This is a genomic window from Marinimicrobium sp. UBA4209, assembly GCF_002381585.1.
Classification (GTDB): Bacteria; Pseudomonadota; Gammaproteobacteria; order Pseudomonadales; family Cellvibrionaceae; genus Marinimicrobium; species Marinimicrobium koreense.
In genome coordinates, this window is sequence record NZ_DFTP01000070.1 from 57,732 (window position 1) to 73,580 (window position 15,849).

The 15,849-nt window shown below is 58.1% G+C and carries 17 protein-coding genes; 13 read left to right on the top strand and 4 right to left on the bottom strand.

Going from position 1 to position 15,849, the window contains the following annotated elements:
• The 9 genes from rpsR (at window position 1) to B3187_RS10510 (ending at window position 8,404) form a co-directional block, all read left to right on the top strand.
• Window positions 1–228 carry a 30S ribosomal protein S18 gene (gene rpsR, locus B3187_RS10470; RefSeq protein WP_024462248.1) on the top strand — a complete coding sequence of 76 codons (228 nt, stop codon included), beginning with the start codon at window positions 1–3 and terminating at the stop codon, window positions 226–228.
• Window positions 229–262: 34 nt separating this feature from the next.
• Window positions 263–1,111 (top strand): hypothetical protein, encoded by an 849-nt coding sequence (locus B3187_RS10475; RefSeq protein WP_123639107.1) that lies wholly within the window; start codon window positions 263–265, stop codon window positions 1,109–1,111.
• 45 nt (window positions 1,112–1,156) lie between these two features.
• Window positions 1,157–1,603, top strand: a complete 447-nt coding sequence (gene rplI, locus B3187_RS10480; protein ID WP_024462250.1) for a 50S ribosomal protein L9 — start codon at window positions 1,157–1,159, stop codon at window positions 1,601–1,603.
• A gap of 134 nt (window positions 1,604–1,737) precedes the next feature.
• The gene (gene dnaB, locus B3187_RS10485; RefSeq protein WP_024462251.1) at window positions 1,738–3,132 is read left to right on the top strand and encodes a replicative DNA helicase; all 1,395 of its coding nucleotides are present in this window, start codon (window positions 1,738–1,740) and stop codon (window positions 3,130–3,132) included.
• 176 nt (window positions 3,133–3,308) lie between these two features.
• On the top strand, window positions 3,309–4,163 hold the full coding sequence (gene panC, locus B3187_RS10490) for a pantoate--beta-alanine ligase (RefSeq protein ID WP_286806291.1): 855 nt from the start codon (window positions 3,309–3,311) through the stop codon (window positions 4,161–4,163).
• A gap of 27 nt (window positions 4,164–4,190) precedes the next feature.
• On the top strand, window positions 4,191–4,571 hold the full coding sequence (gene panD / locus B3187_RS10495) for an aspartate 1-decarboxylase (protein WP_024462253.1): 381 nt from the start codon (window positions 4,191–4,193) through the stop codon (window positions 4,569–4,571).
• 244 nt (window positions 4,572–4,815) lie between these two features.
• On the top strand, window positions 4,816–6,753 hold the full coding sequence (gene acs / locus B3187_RS10500) for an acetate--CoA ligase (RefSeq protein WP_024462254.1): 1,938 nt from the start codon (window positions 4,816–4,818) through the stop codon (window positions 6,751–6,753).
• Window positions 6,754–6,779: 26 nt separating this feature from the next.
• Entirely contained in the window at window positions 6,780–7,634 is an 855-nt protein-coding gene (locus B3187_RS10505; RefSeq protein ID WP_286806293.1) for a GTP-binding protein, read from the top strand.
• The gene (locus B3187_RS10510; protein WP_286806295.1) at window positions 7,634–8,404 is read left to right on the top strand and encodes a TatD family hydrolase; all 771 of its coding nucleotides are present in this window, start codon (window positions 7,634–7,636) and stop codon (window positions 8,402–8,404) included. Before B3187_RS10505 ends, B3187_RS10510 begins: the two co-directional genes overlap by 1 nt.
• Before the next feature lie 32 nt (window positions 8,405–8,436).
• Here B3187_RS10510 and B3187_RS10515 read toward each other — a convergent pair whose 3' ends face one another.
• The gene (locus B3187_RS10515; protein ID WP_286806296.1) at window positions 8,437–9,240 is read right to left on the bottom strand and encodes a tRNA threonylcarbamoyladenosine dehydratase; all 804 of its coding nucleotides are present in this window, start codon (window positions 9,238–9,240) and stop codon (window positions 8,437–8,439) included.
• A gap of 530 nt (window positions 9,241–9,770) precedes the next feature.
• On the opposite strand from B3187_RS10515, the gene B3187_RS10520 reads away from it, so the two are divergent.
• From B3187_RS10520 to B3187_RS17590, 4 genes are all read left to right on the top strand, one after another.
• Window positions 9,771–12,503: a TonB-dependent receptor gene (locus B3187_RS10520; protein ID WP_286806297.1), complete on the top strand. Its 2,733-nt coding sequence runs from the start codon at window positions 9,771–9,773 to the stop codon at window positions 12,501–12,503.
• Between the two features lie 155 nt (window positions 12,504–12,658).
• Entirely contained in the window at window positions 12,659–13,642 is a 984-nt protein-coding gene (locus tag B3187_RS10525) for an amidoligase family protein (RefSeq protein ID WP_286806299.1), read from the top strand.
• Window positions 13,627–14,085, top strand: coding sequence for a gamma-glutamyl-gamma-aminobutyrate hydrolase family protein (locus B3187_RS10530; protein ID WP_286806301.1), 459 nt, complete (start codon window positions 13,627–13,629; stop codon window positions 14,083–14,085). The genes B3187_RS10525 and B3187_RS10530 overlap by 16 nt, the downstream gene beginning before the upstream one ends.
• The gene (locus tag B3187_RS17590; RefSeq protein WP_414673692.1) at window positions 14,045–14,293 is read left to right on the top strand and encodes a gamma-glutamyl-gamma-aminobutyrate hydrolase family protein; all 249 of its coding nucleotides are present in this window, start codon (window positions 14,045–14,047) and stop codon (window positions 14,291–14,293) included. Before B3187_RS10530 ends, B3187_RS17590 begins: the two co-directional genes overlap by 41 nt.
• 42 nt (window positions 14,294–14,335) lie before the next feature.
• Here B3187_RS17590 and B3187_RS10535 read toward each other — a convergent pair whose 3' ends face one another.
• The 3 genes from B3187_RS10535 to B3187_RS10545 form a co-directional block, all read right to left on the bottom strand.
• Complete coding sequence (locus tag B3187_RS10535) at window positions 14,336–14,902, bottom strand: porin family protein (RefSeq protein WP_024462261.1); 567 nt, start codon at window positions 14,900–14,902, stop codon at window positions 14,336–14,338.
• Window positions 14,903–14,975: 73 nt separating this feature from the next.
• Window positions 14,976–15,359 (bottom strand): BON domain-containing protein, encoded by a 384-nt coding sequence (locus tag B3187_RS10540; protein WP_286806304.1) that lies wholly within the window; start codon window positions 15,357–15,359, stop codon window positions 14,976–14,978.
• Between the two features lie 77 nt (window positions 15,360–15,436).
• Entirely contained in the window at window positions 15,437–15,706 is a 270-nt protein-coding gene (locus B3187_RS10545) for a hypothetical protein (RefSeq protein ID WP_123639101.1), read from the bottom strand.
• Between the last annotated feature and the right edge of the window lie 143 nt (window positions 15,707–15,849).

Genomic DNA, 15,849 nt, shown 5'->3' on the forward strand with positions numbered 1-15,849 from the left:
ATGGCACGTTTTTTCCGTCGTCGTAAGTTCTGCCGTTTCACCGCCGAAGGCGTGAAGCGTATTGATTACAAGGATCTGGAAACGCTGAAGGCGTACATCACCGAAACCGGTAAGATTGTACCCAGCCGTATCACCGGAACCAAAGCCAAGTATCAGCGCCAGCTGTCCTCAGCGATCAAGCGCGCCCGCTACCTGGCCCTGATTCCGTACACCGACAGCCACGAGTAAGTCGAGGCCGTCAACCGGTTGAAGGAGTGCAGCATTGCGAGCGCTGGCTGAATTTATTTTGCGCGGTCGCTTGCAAGCCACAGCGGTGGCCCTGATTGGTAATTGGGTGCCCCTGCTGACCCCCGCCACCGTGGCTCTGGTCACCTTGCGCGTGGGGAGAAACAACGGTCTGCTGATTCTGTTATGGGGCGTACTACCGTCACTGCTCCTGCTCGGTTTCAGTCAGATTGCCCCGGCGGTCGCTACGGCGGTGGTCGGGGGTGTGCTACTGACTTACGGCGCCGCGCTGTTTTTACGGCGCGGCAGCGGGTGGGCCACTTGCCTGATGGGCATAGTGGCCGTAGCGACCCTGATGGCGGTCTTGCTGGGCGCTCTGGCCCCAGACGCCGTGCAGGCTGCGCTGCAGAGCTGGAATCAGCTGCTCGAAGAGCTGGCCAGTTCGGTAGACGCGTCAGTGTCGTCCTACAGTGCAACCTTTGTGCTGGGAATGCTGGCCTACGGGATGGCCTTTCCAGCCGCGCTCGGCCTGATGCTCGGGCGTTGGTGGCACTCGCTGGTGGACAACCCCGGTGGGTTCGGGGCGGAGTTTCAGGCTCTGAAACTTCACCCGATACAGGCCGTGACCAGTATGGCCGCCGCCGTGTATTGCCTGTTCCAGGGGTTGGATTACGCACTGTGGTCAGCGTTGTTTCTGCTGCCTTTGGTGCTGCAGGGGGTGGCAATGGTGCACCGCCTGGTAGCCATCAAGGGGCTTGGGGTTCAGTGGCTGTTTGTGTTTTACGCGGTATTGATACTGCTGGAACCTGCGACACAGCTGTTGGCCGTGTTGGCATTTCTGGATACTTGGCTGAATTTTCGCGAGCGGGCAACACCCCGGGCCTGAGGCCCCGCCCGATCGCCGGATCATACAACTTAGAGGGTAAACGAGATGGACGTTATTCTGCTGGAAAAAGTAGGCAAGCTCGGTGGCATTGGCGACCAGGTTGCTGTTAAAGCCGGCTTCGGCCGCAACTTCCTGCTGCCGCAGGGCAAAGCCATTCCGGCCACCGCCGAGAATGTGGCTGAGTTTGAAGCGCGTCGCGCTGAACTGGAAGCCGCTGCTGCCGCCAAGCTGAGCGAAGCCGAAGCGCGCGCCGCCAAGCTGGCGGAAGTCAGCGTTACCATCGGCGCCAACGCGGGCGACGAAGGCAAGCTGTTCGGTTCTATCGGTACTCGCGATATCGCCGATGCCATTACTGCGGCTGGCGTTGAAGTCACCAAGGCTGAAGTCAAACTGCCGGAAGGTGCGCTGCGCGAAATCGGTGAGTACGAGATCGACGTGCAAGTGCATGCTGAAGTCATTCAGGCGGTCAAAGTCAGCGTAGTGGCCGAGTAACGGGCACTACCCTGGGCCGGTCTGATTCCATGGCCGGCGGTGACAAGTCTGACGAAATCGGGCACTATCGACCCCTCGGGGACTGATCGGTAGTGCCCGTTTTTTTGTCCGAGAATTACCTGTACTGAGAGCCCATGTCTGATCTACCCTTGGATCTGCCCTCGGAGGAAGAGACCTCCCCGGCGAAAATGCCCCCGCCGCACTCGGTAGAAGCCGAGCAGGCGGTATTGGGTGGTTTGATGCTGGACAATATGCGCCTGGAAGCGGTGCGCGAAGTGCTGTCCGAACGGGACTTTTACCGGGATGACCACCGCCAGATCTTCCTGCGCATGTGCGAGCTGGCCGAAGAAGACCAGCCACTGGATGTCATTACCCTGTCGGAAGAGCTGCACCGGCACGAGGAGCTGGAGCGGGTCGGCGGACTGGGATATCTGACAGAATTGGCGGCCAATACCCCCAGTGCGGCCAATATCCTCGCCTACGCCAATATCGTGCGCGAGCGCTCGACGCTGCGCCAGCTCATCAGTGTCGCCCAGGAGATCAGCAAGTCCGGTTACAACCCTCTGGGGCTCGACGCCGACGACCTGCTGCAGATCGCCGAAAAGCGGGTGGCGGAAATTGCCGAGGATCGCCCCAAAGAAGGCGGGCTGACCGACCTGAACGCGCTGCTCAAGGATACCGTACAGCGCATTGACGAACTGTTCCGTTCGGGCAGTGATCTGACCGGGGTCAGCTCCGGCCTGGAGGATCTGGATCAGCGCACGTCCGGCTGGCAGCCCGGCGAACTGGTGATTCTGGCCGCCCGACCCTCCATGGGTAAAACCGCCCTGGCGCTGAATTTTGTCGAGTCCTCCATTTTTACCCAGACGCGCCCGACCCTGGTGTTCAGTATGGAAATGCCCTCGGCGGCACTGGTGATGCGGATGATGTCCTCCATCGGGCGGATTGATCAGGGCAAGATCCGCAACGGTAAGTTGACCGAGGAGGATTGGCCCAAGCTGTCCGCCGCGGTCAGTAAGATGAAAGACAAGCCATTGTTCATCGACGATACCCCGGGGCTTTCGCCCACCGAAATGCGTGCCCGGGTGCGGCGCATTGCCCGCGAGCACGGCAATCCGGCGATGATCATGGTGGACTACCTGCAGTTGATGCAGCTCTCCGGTCCGAGCGAAGGGCGGACCCAGGAGATTTCCGAAATCTCCCGCTCGCTCAAGGCCATGGCCAAGGAATTCGACTGCCCGGTCATTGCGCTGTCCCAGTTGAACCGGGGGGTGGAGCAGCGTCCCAACAAGCGGCCCATGAACTCGGATCTGCGTGAGTCCGGTGCCATCGAGCAGGATGCCGATGTGATTCTCTTCATTTACCGGGATGAGTATTACAACGAGGACAGCCCGGACAAGGGGATTGCCGAGCTGATTCTTGGCAAGCAGCGTAACGGTGAAATCGGCACCTGTCGGGCGGCGTTTATTGGCAAGTTCACCCGCTTCGAAAACCTGGCGCCGGAATATATGCAGCAAGGGGAATATTGATGCATAGGGTGACGCTTTTGCCTCTGAAAGCATGAATCAGGCGCCATGCTGCACAAAGATTGTACATCCCGAAACGACCGTGTATTATCCCGCCCCCAAGTTTGGGTAATTAGGTAACGCTGTGCCTGGCACGGCGTTAGGGTCCGCACCGCGTTGTCGCCTGAAACGAGCCAGCCATGCAGGTATTTCATCAGATTCACTCGCTGCGCACCGCTTTGGCTGAGGAACGTCGCCAGGGCAAGCGTATTGGGTTTGTGCCCACCATGGGCAACCTGCATCAGGCACATCTTGCTCTGGTGCAGCAGGCTCAGGCCAGCTGTGACTGTGTCGTTACCAGTATTTTCGTCAACCCGCTGCAGTTCGGGCTGAACGAAGACTGGGACAAGTACCCCCGGACACTGGCGGCCGACACGGCCAAACTGGAAGCCATCGGCTGCGACTTCCTGTTCTGCCCCGACGAAACCGAGATTTACCCCAACGGCATGGCCGAACAGACCCGGGTCGTCGTGCCCACCATGACCGACGTGCTCTGTGGTGCCAGTCGCCCGGGCCATTTTGAAGGCGTGACGACGGTTGTCACCAAACTGTTCAACATCGTTCAGCCGGATGAGGCGGTGTTCGGTGCCAAAGACTTCCAGCAATTGGCCGTGATCCGCCGGATGGTGGAAGACTTGTGCATGCCGGTCAGGATCAGCGCCGGAGACATTGTGCGCGAAGCCGACGGCCTCGCGCTCAGCTCCCGAAATGGCTTTATTGGTGAGGATGAGCGCCCGCGGGTGTCTCAGTTGTATCGGAGCCTGTGTTGGGTGCGCGAGCAGATTCAGTCCGGTCGGCGCGACTATCTCGTGCTGGCGGAAGAAGCGAAGGAACAGATTGAAAACGCGGGTTTCCGACCCGACTATGTCAGTGTGTGCAACAGTCATACGCTCGACCCGGCGGCCCACGATGACGCCGAAATCACGATTCTCGGCGCGATGTACACTCGGGGTGCGCGCCTGATTGACAATGTATCCCTTGTGCTGGACGCTTGACGTCAGCACCAAACACGGGAGAAGCCTATGCTTTCTACTCTGCTGAAAGGCAAATTGCACATGGCGGCGGTCACCCAGGCCGAGCTCTGGTACGACGGCTCATGCGCCATTGATAGCGATCTGGTGGCGCTGGCTGGGCTGCGCGAGTTTGAACAGATTGATATCTACAACGTCAACAATGGCGAGCGGTTCACCACCTACGTGATCCTGGCGGAAGCCGGATCGGGAACCATCTCCATGAACGGCGCCGCGGCCCGCAAAGTGCAGGTCGGCGACCGGGTCATCATCGCCAGTTACGGGCAGTACAGCGAAGCCGAGCTGCTCAATCACAAGCCTCGCCTGGTGTATCTCGATGAGAACAACCGGGTAGAGCGCACGACCAATACCATTCCGACCCAGGTCGCCTGACCCGGGTTGCCCCACACCCGCCTCCAATCCGGCGGGTGTGGCTCTCCTTCCTCTCCGGCGCTTTCGAGCTCCTTTGATCGACATCATCCGCTTAACGATTATTTACGGCTTGGCCGCTTTGGACAACGTTGTCTGTGGCCAATTTCAGAAACTGCTGTTAAGCTTGAGTTTGCGGCTCCGAGCCCGGATCTTGAACACTAGCGTCAACCACGAATTGCAATAACAACTGTCAGCGAGGCTTCTCATGTCCGAACACCACATCCACCCGGTTCCCGATTCCTTCAAAGCGCATGCGGCCATTGATGCGGAGCGCTATCGGGCGATGTACCAGCGCTCAGTAGAGGACCCGGATGGGTTCTGGGCGGAGCAGGCCGACGCCTTTCTGACCTGGGACAAAAAGTGGGACAAGGTGTGTGAGAGCGATCTGCGCAAAGGGGAAGTCGCCTGGTTCAAGGGCGGCAAGCTCAATGTCAGCGTAAACTGCGTCGATCGCCATCTGGAGCAGCGGGCGGATCAGGTCGCCATCATCTGGGAGGGGGATGACCCCTCGGAAGACCAGATGATCACTTACCGGGAATTGCACACCGAAGTCAGCCGGCTGGGCAATCTGTTGCGTGAGCGCGGCGTCAAGAAAGGCGATCGAGTGTGCATTTATATGCCGATGATTCCCGAGGCCACCTACGCCATGCTCGCCTGTGCCCGTCTGGGCGCCATCCACTCGGTGGTGTTTGGTGGCTTCTCCCCTGATGCACTGAAAGACCGGATTCTGGATGCGGATTGCCAGGTGCTGATCACCGCCGATGAGGGGGTTCGCGGTGGCAAACACATCCCGCTGAAAAACAATGCGGACAAGGCGATGAACGCCTGCCCGGGTGTGCATACTTGCCTGGTGGTCAAGCGTACCGGTGCCGATGTCGGCTGGAAGGAAGGTCGGGATATCTGGTACGAACAGGAAGTGGAGCGCCAATCCGATCACTGTGAGCCGGAGAGCATGGATGCCGAAGACCCCCTATTCATTCTGTATACCTCGGGCTCTACCGGCAAACCCAAGGGGGTGCTGCACACCTCCGGTGGCTATCTGCTGCAGTCGGCCATGACCCATAAATATGTATTTGACCACCAGGAAGGTGACGTTTACTGGTGTACGGCGGATGTGGGCTGGGTCACTGGCCACAGCTACATCGTATACGGCCCCCTGGCGAACGGTGCAACCACGCTGATGTTTGAAGGGGTGCCCACCTACCCGGATGCCTCCCGCTGTTGGCAGGTGGTCGACAAGCATATGGTCAACACCTTTTACACCGCGCCCACGGCCATTCGGGCTCTGATGGGGGCGGGCGATAAGTGGGTCACCCAGACCTCCCGTCAGTCCCTGAAGCTGTTGGGAACCGTGGGGGAGCCAATCAATCCCGAGGCGTGGGAGTGGTATTACCGGGTGGTGGGCGAGAGCCGCTGCCCGATCATGGATACCTGGTGGCAGACCGAAACCGGTGCCCATATGCTGACCCCGCTGCCCGGTGCCACCGACCTGAAACCCGGTTCCGCCACTTTGCCCTTCTTCGGGGTGCAGCCGGTGCTGCTGGACAATGAGGGCCATGAAATAGAGGGCGCCGGTTCCGGTAACCTGGCGATCAAGGCGCCCTGGCCAAGCCAGATTCGCACGGTGTATGGCGATCATCAGCGCTGTATCGATACCTATTACAGTGCCTACCCCGGTTACTACTTTACCGGCGACGGTGCCCGTCGGGATGAGGATGGTTATTATTGGATTACCGGCCGGGTGGATGACGTGCTCAACGTCTCCGGCCACCGGATGGGGACCGCGGAAGTGGAGAGTGCGCTGGTGCTGCACCCGAAAGTCTCCGAGGCCGCAGTTGTTGGCTATCCCCACGACATCAAGGGCCAGGGCATCTATGCGTATGTCACCCTGATGGGCGGTGAAGAGCCGAGCGATGCGCTGCGTAAGGAGCTGATTGACCTGTGCGTACAGGAAATCGGCGCCATTGCCAAACCGGATATTATTCAGTGGGCGCCCGGCCTGCCGAAAACCCGCTCGGGTAAAATCATGCGCCGCATCCTGCGCAAAATTGCCGCCAACGAGCTCGATAATCTCGGGGATACCTCAACGTTGGCGGACCCGGCCGTGGTGGATGATCTGATCGATAACCGGGCCAATCAATAAAACCAATTGTGGGAGAGTAGAGACCAATGAATCAGCTTTGGAAGCAACGTTTCGGCATGGGGGTACTGGCCACCGCGTTGGCGGCGGCCGCACTGAATGCCGGGGCCGGTGAGTCACCCCGGCTCGAACAGCAGTGGGAAACCGAGGGGCTCCGCACTCCGGAGTCTGTGCTTTACCATGAGGTTGATGGCGAAGCCTATCTGCTGGTGGCCGAAATCGAAGGCGAAGGCAATCAGGCCGACGGTAAAGGGGGGATTGCCAAGCTATCCCTGGACGGCGAAATTATTGATCAGGACTGGGCCCGCGGTATGAGCGCCCCGAAAGGCATGGGCGTTCTGCGCAACACTCTCTATGTCGCCGACCTGACCGAGGTTTTGGCGGTGAGCCTGAAAACCGGGCAGATCATGTCCCGGATTCCGGTGGCGGACTCGGTGTTCCTGAACGATGTCGCCATTGATGATGGGGGAACCGTCTATGTCTCCGATACCCGCACGGGCAAGGTCCACCGCATTCTAAGTGACGGTGCTGAGCTGTTTCTGGAGGGCCTGAAAGATCCGAACGGTCTTTACATCGACGGCGACGATATCTATATCGGGGCTGGAAACCGGTTGCTGAGAGCGAATCCCGAAGGCGATCTGGAAACCGTGGCCGAAGGCTTTGAGTCCGGCATTGATGGCGTTGAGAAAATCGGTTCCAACGAGTTCCTGGTGACCTGCTGGGTCGGGCTGGTGTATCACGTCCGTGATGGCCAGGTGACCCGCCTGATGGATACCCGTGATCCGCGCATGAATACCGCCGACCTGGGGTGGAATCCGGATGATGGGGTCACCTATATTCCCACATTCTTTACCGACTCGGTCATTGCCTACCGTTGGCGCTGATGACGACTCCACTGATCGACAGCCACTGTCACCTGGATTTTGAGGCTTTTGATCGGGACCGGGAGGCACTCTGGTCCCGGTGTCGATCCGGGGGAATTCATCAGCTGATTATTCCGGGGACGGATCCGGAGCAGTGGGGGCGAGCCCGGGCGCTTTGTGACGCACCGCACTCCGATTGGTACTTCGCCGCCGGTATGCATCCCTGGTGGCAGAGCCGGGCCGTTGAAGGCTGGGAGGCGGTGTGCCGGGATTTCCTGGCTCACCCCCGCTGCGTGGCGGTGGGGGAGTGTGGTCTGGACAAGCATATCGATACGCCCATGGACGAGCAGGAGTCCCTGCTGGACATCCATCTTGAGCTGGCCCGGAGCTGTGACAAACCGCTCATTCTTCACTGCGTCAAAGCCCACAATGAACTGATCCGGCGGCTCAAGCGCCACCGCTTTCCTCGGGGTGGTGTGGTTCATGCCTTCAGCGGTAGTGCCGACATGGCGCAAACCTATTGGCAGATGGGATTTCGGCTCGGCGTGGGAGGTGTCATCACCTATGAGCGCGCCCGCAAAACCCGGGACGCCGTCAGCCGGGTGCCGTTTGAGGCACTGTTACTGGAAACCGATGCACCGGACATGCCGTTGTCGGGCCGGCAGGGCGAGCGCAACAGTCCGGAGTTCTTACCGTTGATTGCCCAGGCGCTCGCCGATTTGAGGGGTTGCTCTGAGGAGCAGGTGGCCCGTCAGACCACCGACAATACCCGGCAGCTCTTCGGTATCTGAATGGCGGTTCAATTTGATGCGAAAGCGTCGGCTCAACAGCCTCGGTCCTGAAGATAGCGTTCCACGGCCTGACTGGCGGCGGCGAACCCGAAACTGCCCGTGACCATAACCGCCGAGCCCAGTCCACCGCCACAGTCGAGTTTGACTCCGCTGTCCGGGTCCCGGTTGCCTTTATCGCCCACGCACACGCTGCCGTCCAACTGAGGGAAGTGCATCTGCTCATTGGAATAAATGGCGTCCACCCGAAAGCGTCGCTTGGCGTCTTTGCGAAATCCGTAATGTCGAAAGAGCAGATTGCGTACCTTGCGCAGCATGGGGTCGTAAGCGGTTTGTGCCAGGTCGGAACAGACAATCTGCTTCGGGTCCCGCTTCCCACCCGAAGAGCCCACGGTGATCAGGCGGCCCTTGAGGCGACTGATGTAGGCCACCAGGTGTGCTTTGATGTGGGCGGAGTCGATGGCATCAATCACAACGTCGTGGTCCCGATTGATCAGTTGTTCAATATTGTCACTGGTCAGAAAGGTTTCCTCGCTGTGAACCGTCATCTCCGGGTTGATGGCCTTGAGGCGATCGCTCACCACCTGATTCTTGGACGCGCCGATATAGCCCTCCAAAGCGTGCAGTTGCCGGTTGGTGTTGGTCACGCACACGCCATCGAGCTCGATCAGGGTCAGGGTCCCGACGCCGGTACGCGCCAAGGCCTCCGCCGCCCAACTGCCTACGCCACCCAGCCCAACTACGGCAAAGTGAGCGCCTGCCAGGTGCTCCAGGGCCGGTTCGCCATAAAGCCGCGCCAGGGAGCCAAAGCGTTGCCGGTAAGCGGGCGTCAGAGTCATGCAGTGCTCCTCAAGTGCAGGGGTAGGCTGGATAATGTGCCATTGTAAAAGATTTGAGCACTTTGGCCTAAATAAAGCCGTGTTAAACCTTGAGATATCTCCAAAGCTGTGCAACTATTAGTCCGCTGGAATCTAATATAAGCCTTAAGCAGGGTCCGTTGTCCGTCGTTTGATAAAGGACGCGATCGATGCAAAAAGGCGATCAGCCAAATTATAAAGTGAGAGAGGATAGGGAGAAATGAACCATTCAAACGACGTTCTTCCAGTCGGGTTTCCTGCTGTCTATAGCCAGTCGGACTCGATTGCCCCGCGTTTCATACCTGCGTTAGCAAATCCTTTGTAACGATATCTGTGTTAAGTCAAGTGCCAGCGTTGGTACGGGCTTTTCGTTTTCACTTTGGTGATTTCCCCGAAGGGAGTTGCTGTGGCTGTACGTTAGAGTCGCATCTGGTTTGTGCATCCTTGCAGGCCAGCGTGTTCCAGTAGTGAGAGTCAAAGACATTAGTCTACATAATAAACCAGGAGGCACCATGTCCCTATTTAACTACAAGTTTGGTAAGCAATTCTTGGCCAACACATCCATGACCGCTCTGGCACTGGCTGTTGCCGGCGCCGCCCAGGCCCAGGCGCCTGCGGATGAGCCGGTACTGGAAGAAGTGGTGGTGACCGGTTTCCGCCAGAGTCTGGCTCAGGCCTTGGATGTGAAACGTGATAATGTTGGTGCTGTCGATGCCATTTTGGCCGAAGACATCGCTGACTTCCCGGACCAGAACCTGGCCGAATCTTTGCAACGTATCCCCGGTATTGCCATTACCCGTGACTCCGGCGAAGGCCGCGAGATTTCCGTGCGAGGCCTGTCCGGTGAGTTTACCCGTATCCGTATCAACGGTATGGAAGCGATTGCCGCAACCGGCGGTGAAGGTGGTCCTAACCGCAGCCGTAGCTTTGACTTCAACGTCTTTGCCTCTGAGCTGTTCAACTCCATCGTCGTGCGCAAAACGGCATCCGCGAATGTGGACGAAGGTTCACTGGGGGCCGTGGTCGACCTGAATACCGGGCGTCCCTTTGGTTATGACGAAGGCCTGACTCTGGTCGGTGCTGTTGAAGGTCAGTACAACGACCTGAATGAAGATTTTGGTCCTCGCGTCACTGGCTTGTTCGCCTATAACGATCCGGAAGGTATATGGGGTGTATCAGCGTCAGTCGCTTATTCAGATAACAGCACCAGCGAAATGGGGCAGAACACCGTTCGCTGGCAAGCTGCGGATTTTGCCAGTGTTGAAGGCGTGGACTGTACCGCCAATCCGGATGATTCGGGTTGTGTTGAAGTCGGTAACGGCTTCCACCCGCGTATTCCCCGCTACGGTCTGATCGATGTCGATCGCAAGCGCTTGGGTATTACCGGTGGTCTGCAGTTCCGTCCGACCGATGCCACGACAGTGAGCCTGGATCTGTTGTACTCCGAGCTGGACGCTTCCCGTGCGGAAAAATGGGGCGAAGTCCTGTTCCGCGGTAACGAAGGTGGTATGGACGTGGTCGATTACACCTACGACGCGGCCAGCAACAACCTGAACTCCATGACCGTGAACAACGCCTGGGTCCGGAATGAAAACTTCCTGAAAGCCTGGACCACCGAGTTCAACCAGGTGTCTTTGGATGTTGAGCATGAGTTCAATGAAGACCTGACCGGTCACTTCCTGGCGGGCACCTCGGAATCCGAGCTGGACTTCCCCTACGAAATCACGTTCATGTACGACGATCGTGATTATCAGGGCTTCAGCTACGATTATACCGATGATGAATTCCCGGTCATCGCGTTCAACGGACCGGATGTGACTGATCCGACCAACTTCCAGATGTCCGAATTCCGTGATCGTCCGACAAACACCGTACACGGTTTTGATACGGTCGCGGGTGATTTCACCTACTACCTGAACGATGCGTACTCTGTCGATTTTGGTGCTAGCTACAAGAAGTTCACCTTTGATACCGAAGGCTACCGTCGCGATACCGGTGTTTGCGGAGCTGAATTGATTGATTGCTCCAGCGATGACGTCTACGGAATTCCCGGTACCGACGCTCTGAGCGAAGTCTTTACTTTCGACGACAAAATGGGTTCTGGCTCTACCAGCCAGTGGGTGATTCCCGACCTGTGGGCCTGGGCCGACGAAATTGACCTGTTCAATCAGGAAGCGCGTCAGGACCAGGGCAACATTCGTAGCGTTGAAGAAGAAAGCACCTCTCTGTTTGTGCAGTTGAACGGTGAGACGCAACTGGCCGGCAAGGACTTCATGTTTGACGTTGGTGTTCGTTACGCCGAAACCGATCAGACATCTTCCGGTTACAACTCCGGTCAGTTTGTCACCGTAAAGCGTGATACTTACGATGACGTACTGCCGTCGTTCAACACCGCCATGTATCTGACCGAAGACCTGATTTGGCGCGTGTCCGGTGCCAGTGTGATGACCCGTCCGGGACTGGGCAACCTGAGTCCTGGTGGTAGCGTTGACAGCTTCAACTACAGCGTATCGTTCCAGAACCCGCAACTGGATCCGACTCGTGCAGATTCTTTTGATACCTCGTTGGAGTGGTACTTTGCAGACGAGGCGATCGCGTCTATTGCCTTGTTTACCAAAGATATCGAGTCACGTCCGATTGGCGTAGAGCGCGAGGGCACCTATGCCTCTACCGGTCTGCCCTTGTCCCTGCTGGCGCCGACCTCCCCGGCCGAGGCGGATCCGGAAGGTCGTCCCTGGACCATTTCATCACTGGAAAATGGCCCGGGCGCAGAAGTGAAAGGTTTTGAGCTGGCACTGCAGGCTCCTTTCTCTACCTTTACTGATGCGGAGCTGGTGCGGGACTTTGGCTTTATTGCCAACTATACCTACGTTGATTCCGATGTAGACTACACCTTTGGAGACGATGTGGTCAGCGAGCGTCTGTTCGGCTTGTCCAACAACTCCTACAACACCACGGTGTACTACGAAAACGAACGTTTCAACGCCCGTATTTCCGCGGCTTATCGTGATGATTACATCACGGGAACCAGCGGTACCGGGAACCGTTTTGAAGGCTACGAAGGTACCTTCAATGTCGATTTCTCTGCAGGCTACGAGCTGAACGACAACCTCGACATCAACTTTGAAGCGCTGAATCTCACCGATGACTACCAGGATCGCTGGACCGACATCTCCGAGAAGCGTCGCTACGAGTACGACCATACCGGTCGTGTCTTCAAAGTCGGTGTGAAGTACCAGTACTAAGCGAATCCCACCTTCGGGTGCGCTTTGATCAACCCCGGGAGCCGCCAGGCTTCCGGGGTTTTTTTATGCATTAGGCAAAGTGGGCGGGTCTGTGTCATGCTATTGAGTACGGGGTTTTTGACGACTATTGCCAATACTCAGGAGGTGTCCAGACCGTGGGACTACGACTGCCCGCCAGAGCCGAAAATGCCCAAGGCGAGCCTCGCCGTATTGGGGTCGAGCTGGAAATGAATGGTCTGACGCTGGATCAGCTCAGTGAGCTGGTGGCGGATTACCTGTCTCTGACCGTCAAGCCGAATGGGCGCTATGAACGGGTGCTCAGTGGCGACCCTGCCGGGGACTGGGGTGTGGAACTGGATTTCCGCCTGCTCAAGGAGCTCGGGCGGGAGGAGCGTGATCGGGGCACCTTCTCTGGTGAACTCGGAGACTCGGCCGAAGAGGTTCTGAAGTGGTTGGCCGACTCACTGGTGCCGATGGAGCTGGTCAGCCCGCCGCTGCCCATGACCCGGCTCGATGAGGTAGAGGAAATCATCCGACGCTTGCGCGCGGCCGGCGCCAAGGGGACCTCGGATCGTCTGATCAACGCCTTCGGTATGCAGCTGAACCCGGAGGTGCCCGACGAAAAAACCGGAACGATAACCGCTTATCTCAAAGCGTTTTCCTGTCTGTACGACTGGCTTTATGCGCGGGCGGACATCAATTTGTCCCGTCAGGTCACTCACTATATTGATCCCTATCCCACGGATTATCGACGCCTGTTGGCCAGAGCGGATTACTGGCCTGATCAGAGTCAGTTGATCGATGACTATCTCGCTCACAATCCCTCGCGAAATCGCGCGCTGGACATGTTGCCGTTGTTTGCTCACCTGGATGAACCCCGCGTGCGACAGCAGCTGAATGACCCCTTGATCAAGGCGCGTCCGGCGTTTCATTACCGTTTGCCGGACTGTGAAATCCATCGTCCGGACTGGACCCTGGCGTTGGCCTGGAATGACTGGCTGGAAGTGGAAGCTCTGGCGGCGGATGCGCCACGCCTGGCGGACTGTTGCTGGTCGTACCACGAGTTTCTGGCCGATCCGCTGGATCGTTGGTTTGGTGATTGGGTCCAGCAGGTGGAGGATCGATGGTTGCGCCGTTAGTGGCGGTGACCGGGCCGCAGCGAGGTGCATTCGGCCCCCGTTTTCTGGTCGCTCAAGTGCTGCGTCTGTATGGTGCCCGCCCGATACAGGTGCGTCCCAGTGATGTCGACGCACTGCCGGACTTTGATGCGGTGGTGGTGACCGGCGGACACGACGTGCAACCGGTGTTGTACGGTGCGGAGCCCGAGGTCCATCCCAAGTATGATCCCGAACGGGATGAGCTGGAAAAGCGGGTCATTCACAAAGCCCTGGCGGAACATCGTCCGTTGTTGGGGATTTGCCGGGGGGCACAGCTACTGAACGTGTGCCTCGGCGGTACACTGGTGCAGGATCTTCGTCTGCATCGGCGCAAAACCTCGCATCGACGTACCATTCTNNNNGGACGTCGTTCCGGGAACGCTCTTGCTGAAACTACTGGGGCAGGGGGCCCAGAGAATCAATAGCCTGCACAATCAGGCCATCGATCGTTTGGGGCGGGGGTTGCACATCGCTGGGCGGGACCACGATGGTATCGTGCAGGCGGTTGAGGATCCCGCTTACGGTTATTTATTGGGCGTTCAATGGCACCCGGAATTTTTGTTGTACCGCCGTTCGCAGCGGCACCTGTTTCGCGCTTTGATTGCGAGCATAAAAAAGCCGGCCCTGGGGTGAGGCCGGCAAACTGTGCAAACGCACGTGGGTGGAGTTAAGTAATCAGAAGCGCAGGCGCAGGCCAACCTTGACGGTGTCGAGGTCGGTGTCCTCAACGTTCGGTAGTTCCTCGAGGCGCGTATCGATTTCGTAGCGGCTGTACTCGACGATCATGTTCAGGTTCTGCGCCAGGCGGAAATCCATGCCCGCTGCGTAGAAGGGATCGTCACCGTCGGTATCACCCGAACCCACGGGGGTGTCGATATCCGCTTCCCAGAAAAACTGCCCGCCTTTGGCATACAGGCCCCAGCTGTCGGACAGCGGCAGGCGCCCGATCACCGCCATGCCGTAGCCTTCGGCGTCTGCGGTCGCCAGGTCGTTGCCGTACTCGCCGAAATAGGTCGCGCTGGCTTCCAGGCCCACATAGGGGTTGAAAAAGCCCCCGAAGCTCAATTCAAAAAAATCCTTTTCATCATCAAACTCTCCGCCACGGGCCTTGAAGCCACCGTAGCTGCCACCGACGTAGACATGGGCCGCGTTCTCGTTGTGGGAGACGCTGTCCTGTGCCAGAGCGGCGCCGGAGGTCAGCGCCAGTGCGCCTGCGATACCGTACATGATTGACTGTTTCATAGGATCATTCCTCTTTGGTTGTGATTGACAAAGCATGTCAGTGAACATTGAAACGGTCCGGTGAGTCCGGAATTCATTCCTCTTTCGGTGTCACATTCAGGGTGCTCTCGACCGAGCGCACCCCCTGCGTATTCAGCGTCGTGTAATACGCCAGTTCCTGCTGGTCCCGGTGATCAACCTCCCCGCTCAGGGTGACGTGCCCCTGCTGTGTGTCGACCGCAATGCGGGCGCCGGGCAGGTTGATGTTGGCCAGCAGCCGGGTTTTGACCTTGGCCAGGAGCGCGCTATCAGACTGTTGCTCGCTCCAGGCCGACGATGAGTGGTGGTCCTCAGTCAAACGGGGGTTCACTTGTTCTTCACTGCTGGCCTGTTGAGTCAGCAGCGTCATGGTGGCAGCCGTCAGGCTGATGCCAATAATCCAGTAGCTGTAACGTCCCAGACGGGCTAGCGGTGTCATTGTGTGCTCCCCAACGGTTCGGAAATTTCAGTAAAGTGACCGGAACGGCGCGGGGCCGCTCCGGTTCGGCATGGCAATTACTGCCAGCCGCTTCCACTGCCCTGTCCTTCGTATTCGGACTGGGTTACTTCGCCATCTCCATCGCTGTCCATGGACTCAAAGCGGCGGTCACTGATGCCGCTGTTTTTGGCTTCGTCCTTGTTGATGCTGCCGTCACCGTTCTGGTCGATCACCGAGAACGCGGAGTCGGCGCCGCTTCCCTGAGTCTGAGTGTCATCCTGAGCCACTGCGCTCAGGGTTCCCAAAGACAGAAGTGCGGTGGTTGCAATCACAGATACAATTTTCATAATTCACCTCATCATTCCTGTTGGTGTGTTACCAGCTATTGACGCGCCGGTACCGAAGCATGTCAGGCAACGGTGCTGAGTCTTTTTTGCCTGACGCCGAGGTGTATTGCCAAGGTCGTGCCACCTTTCAAAAAATATTTATT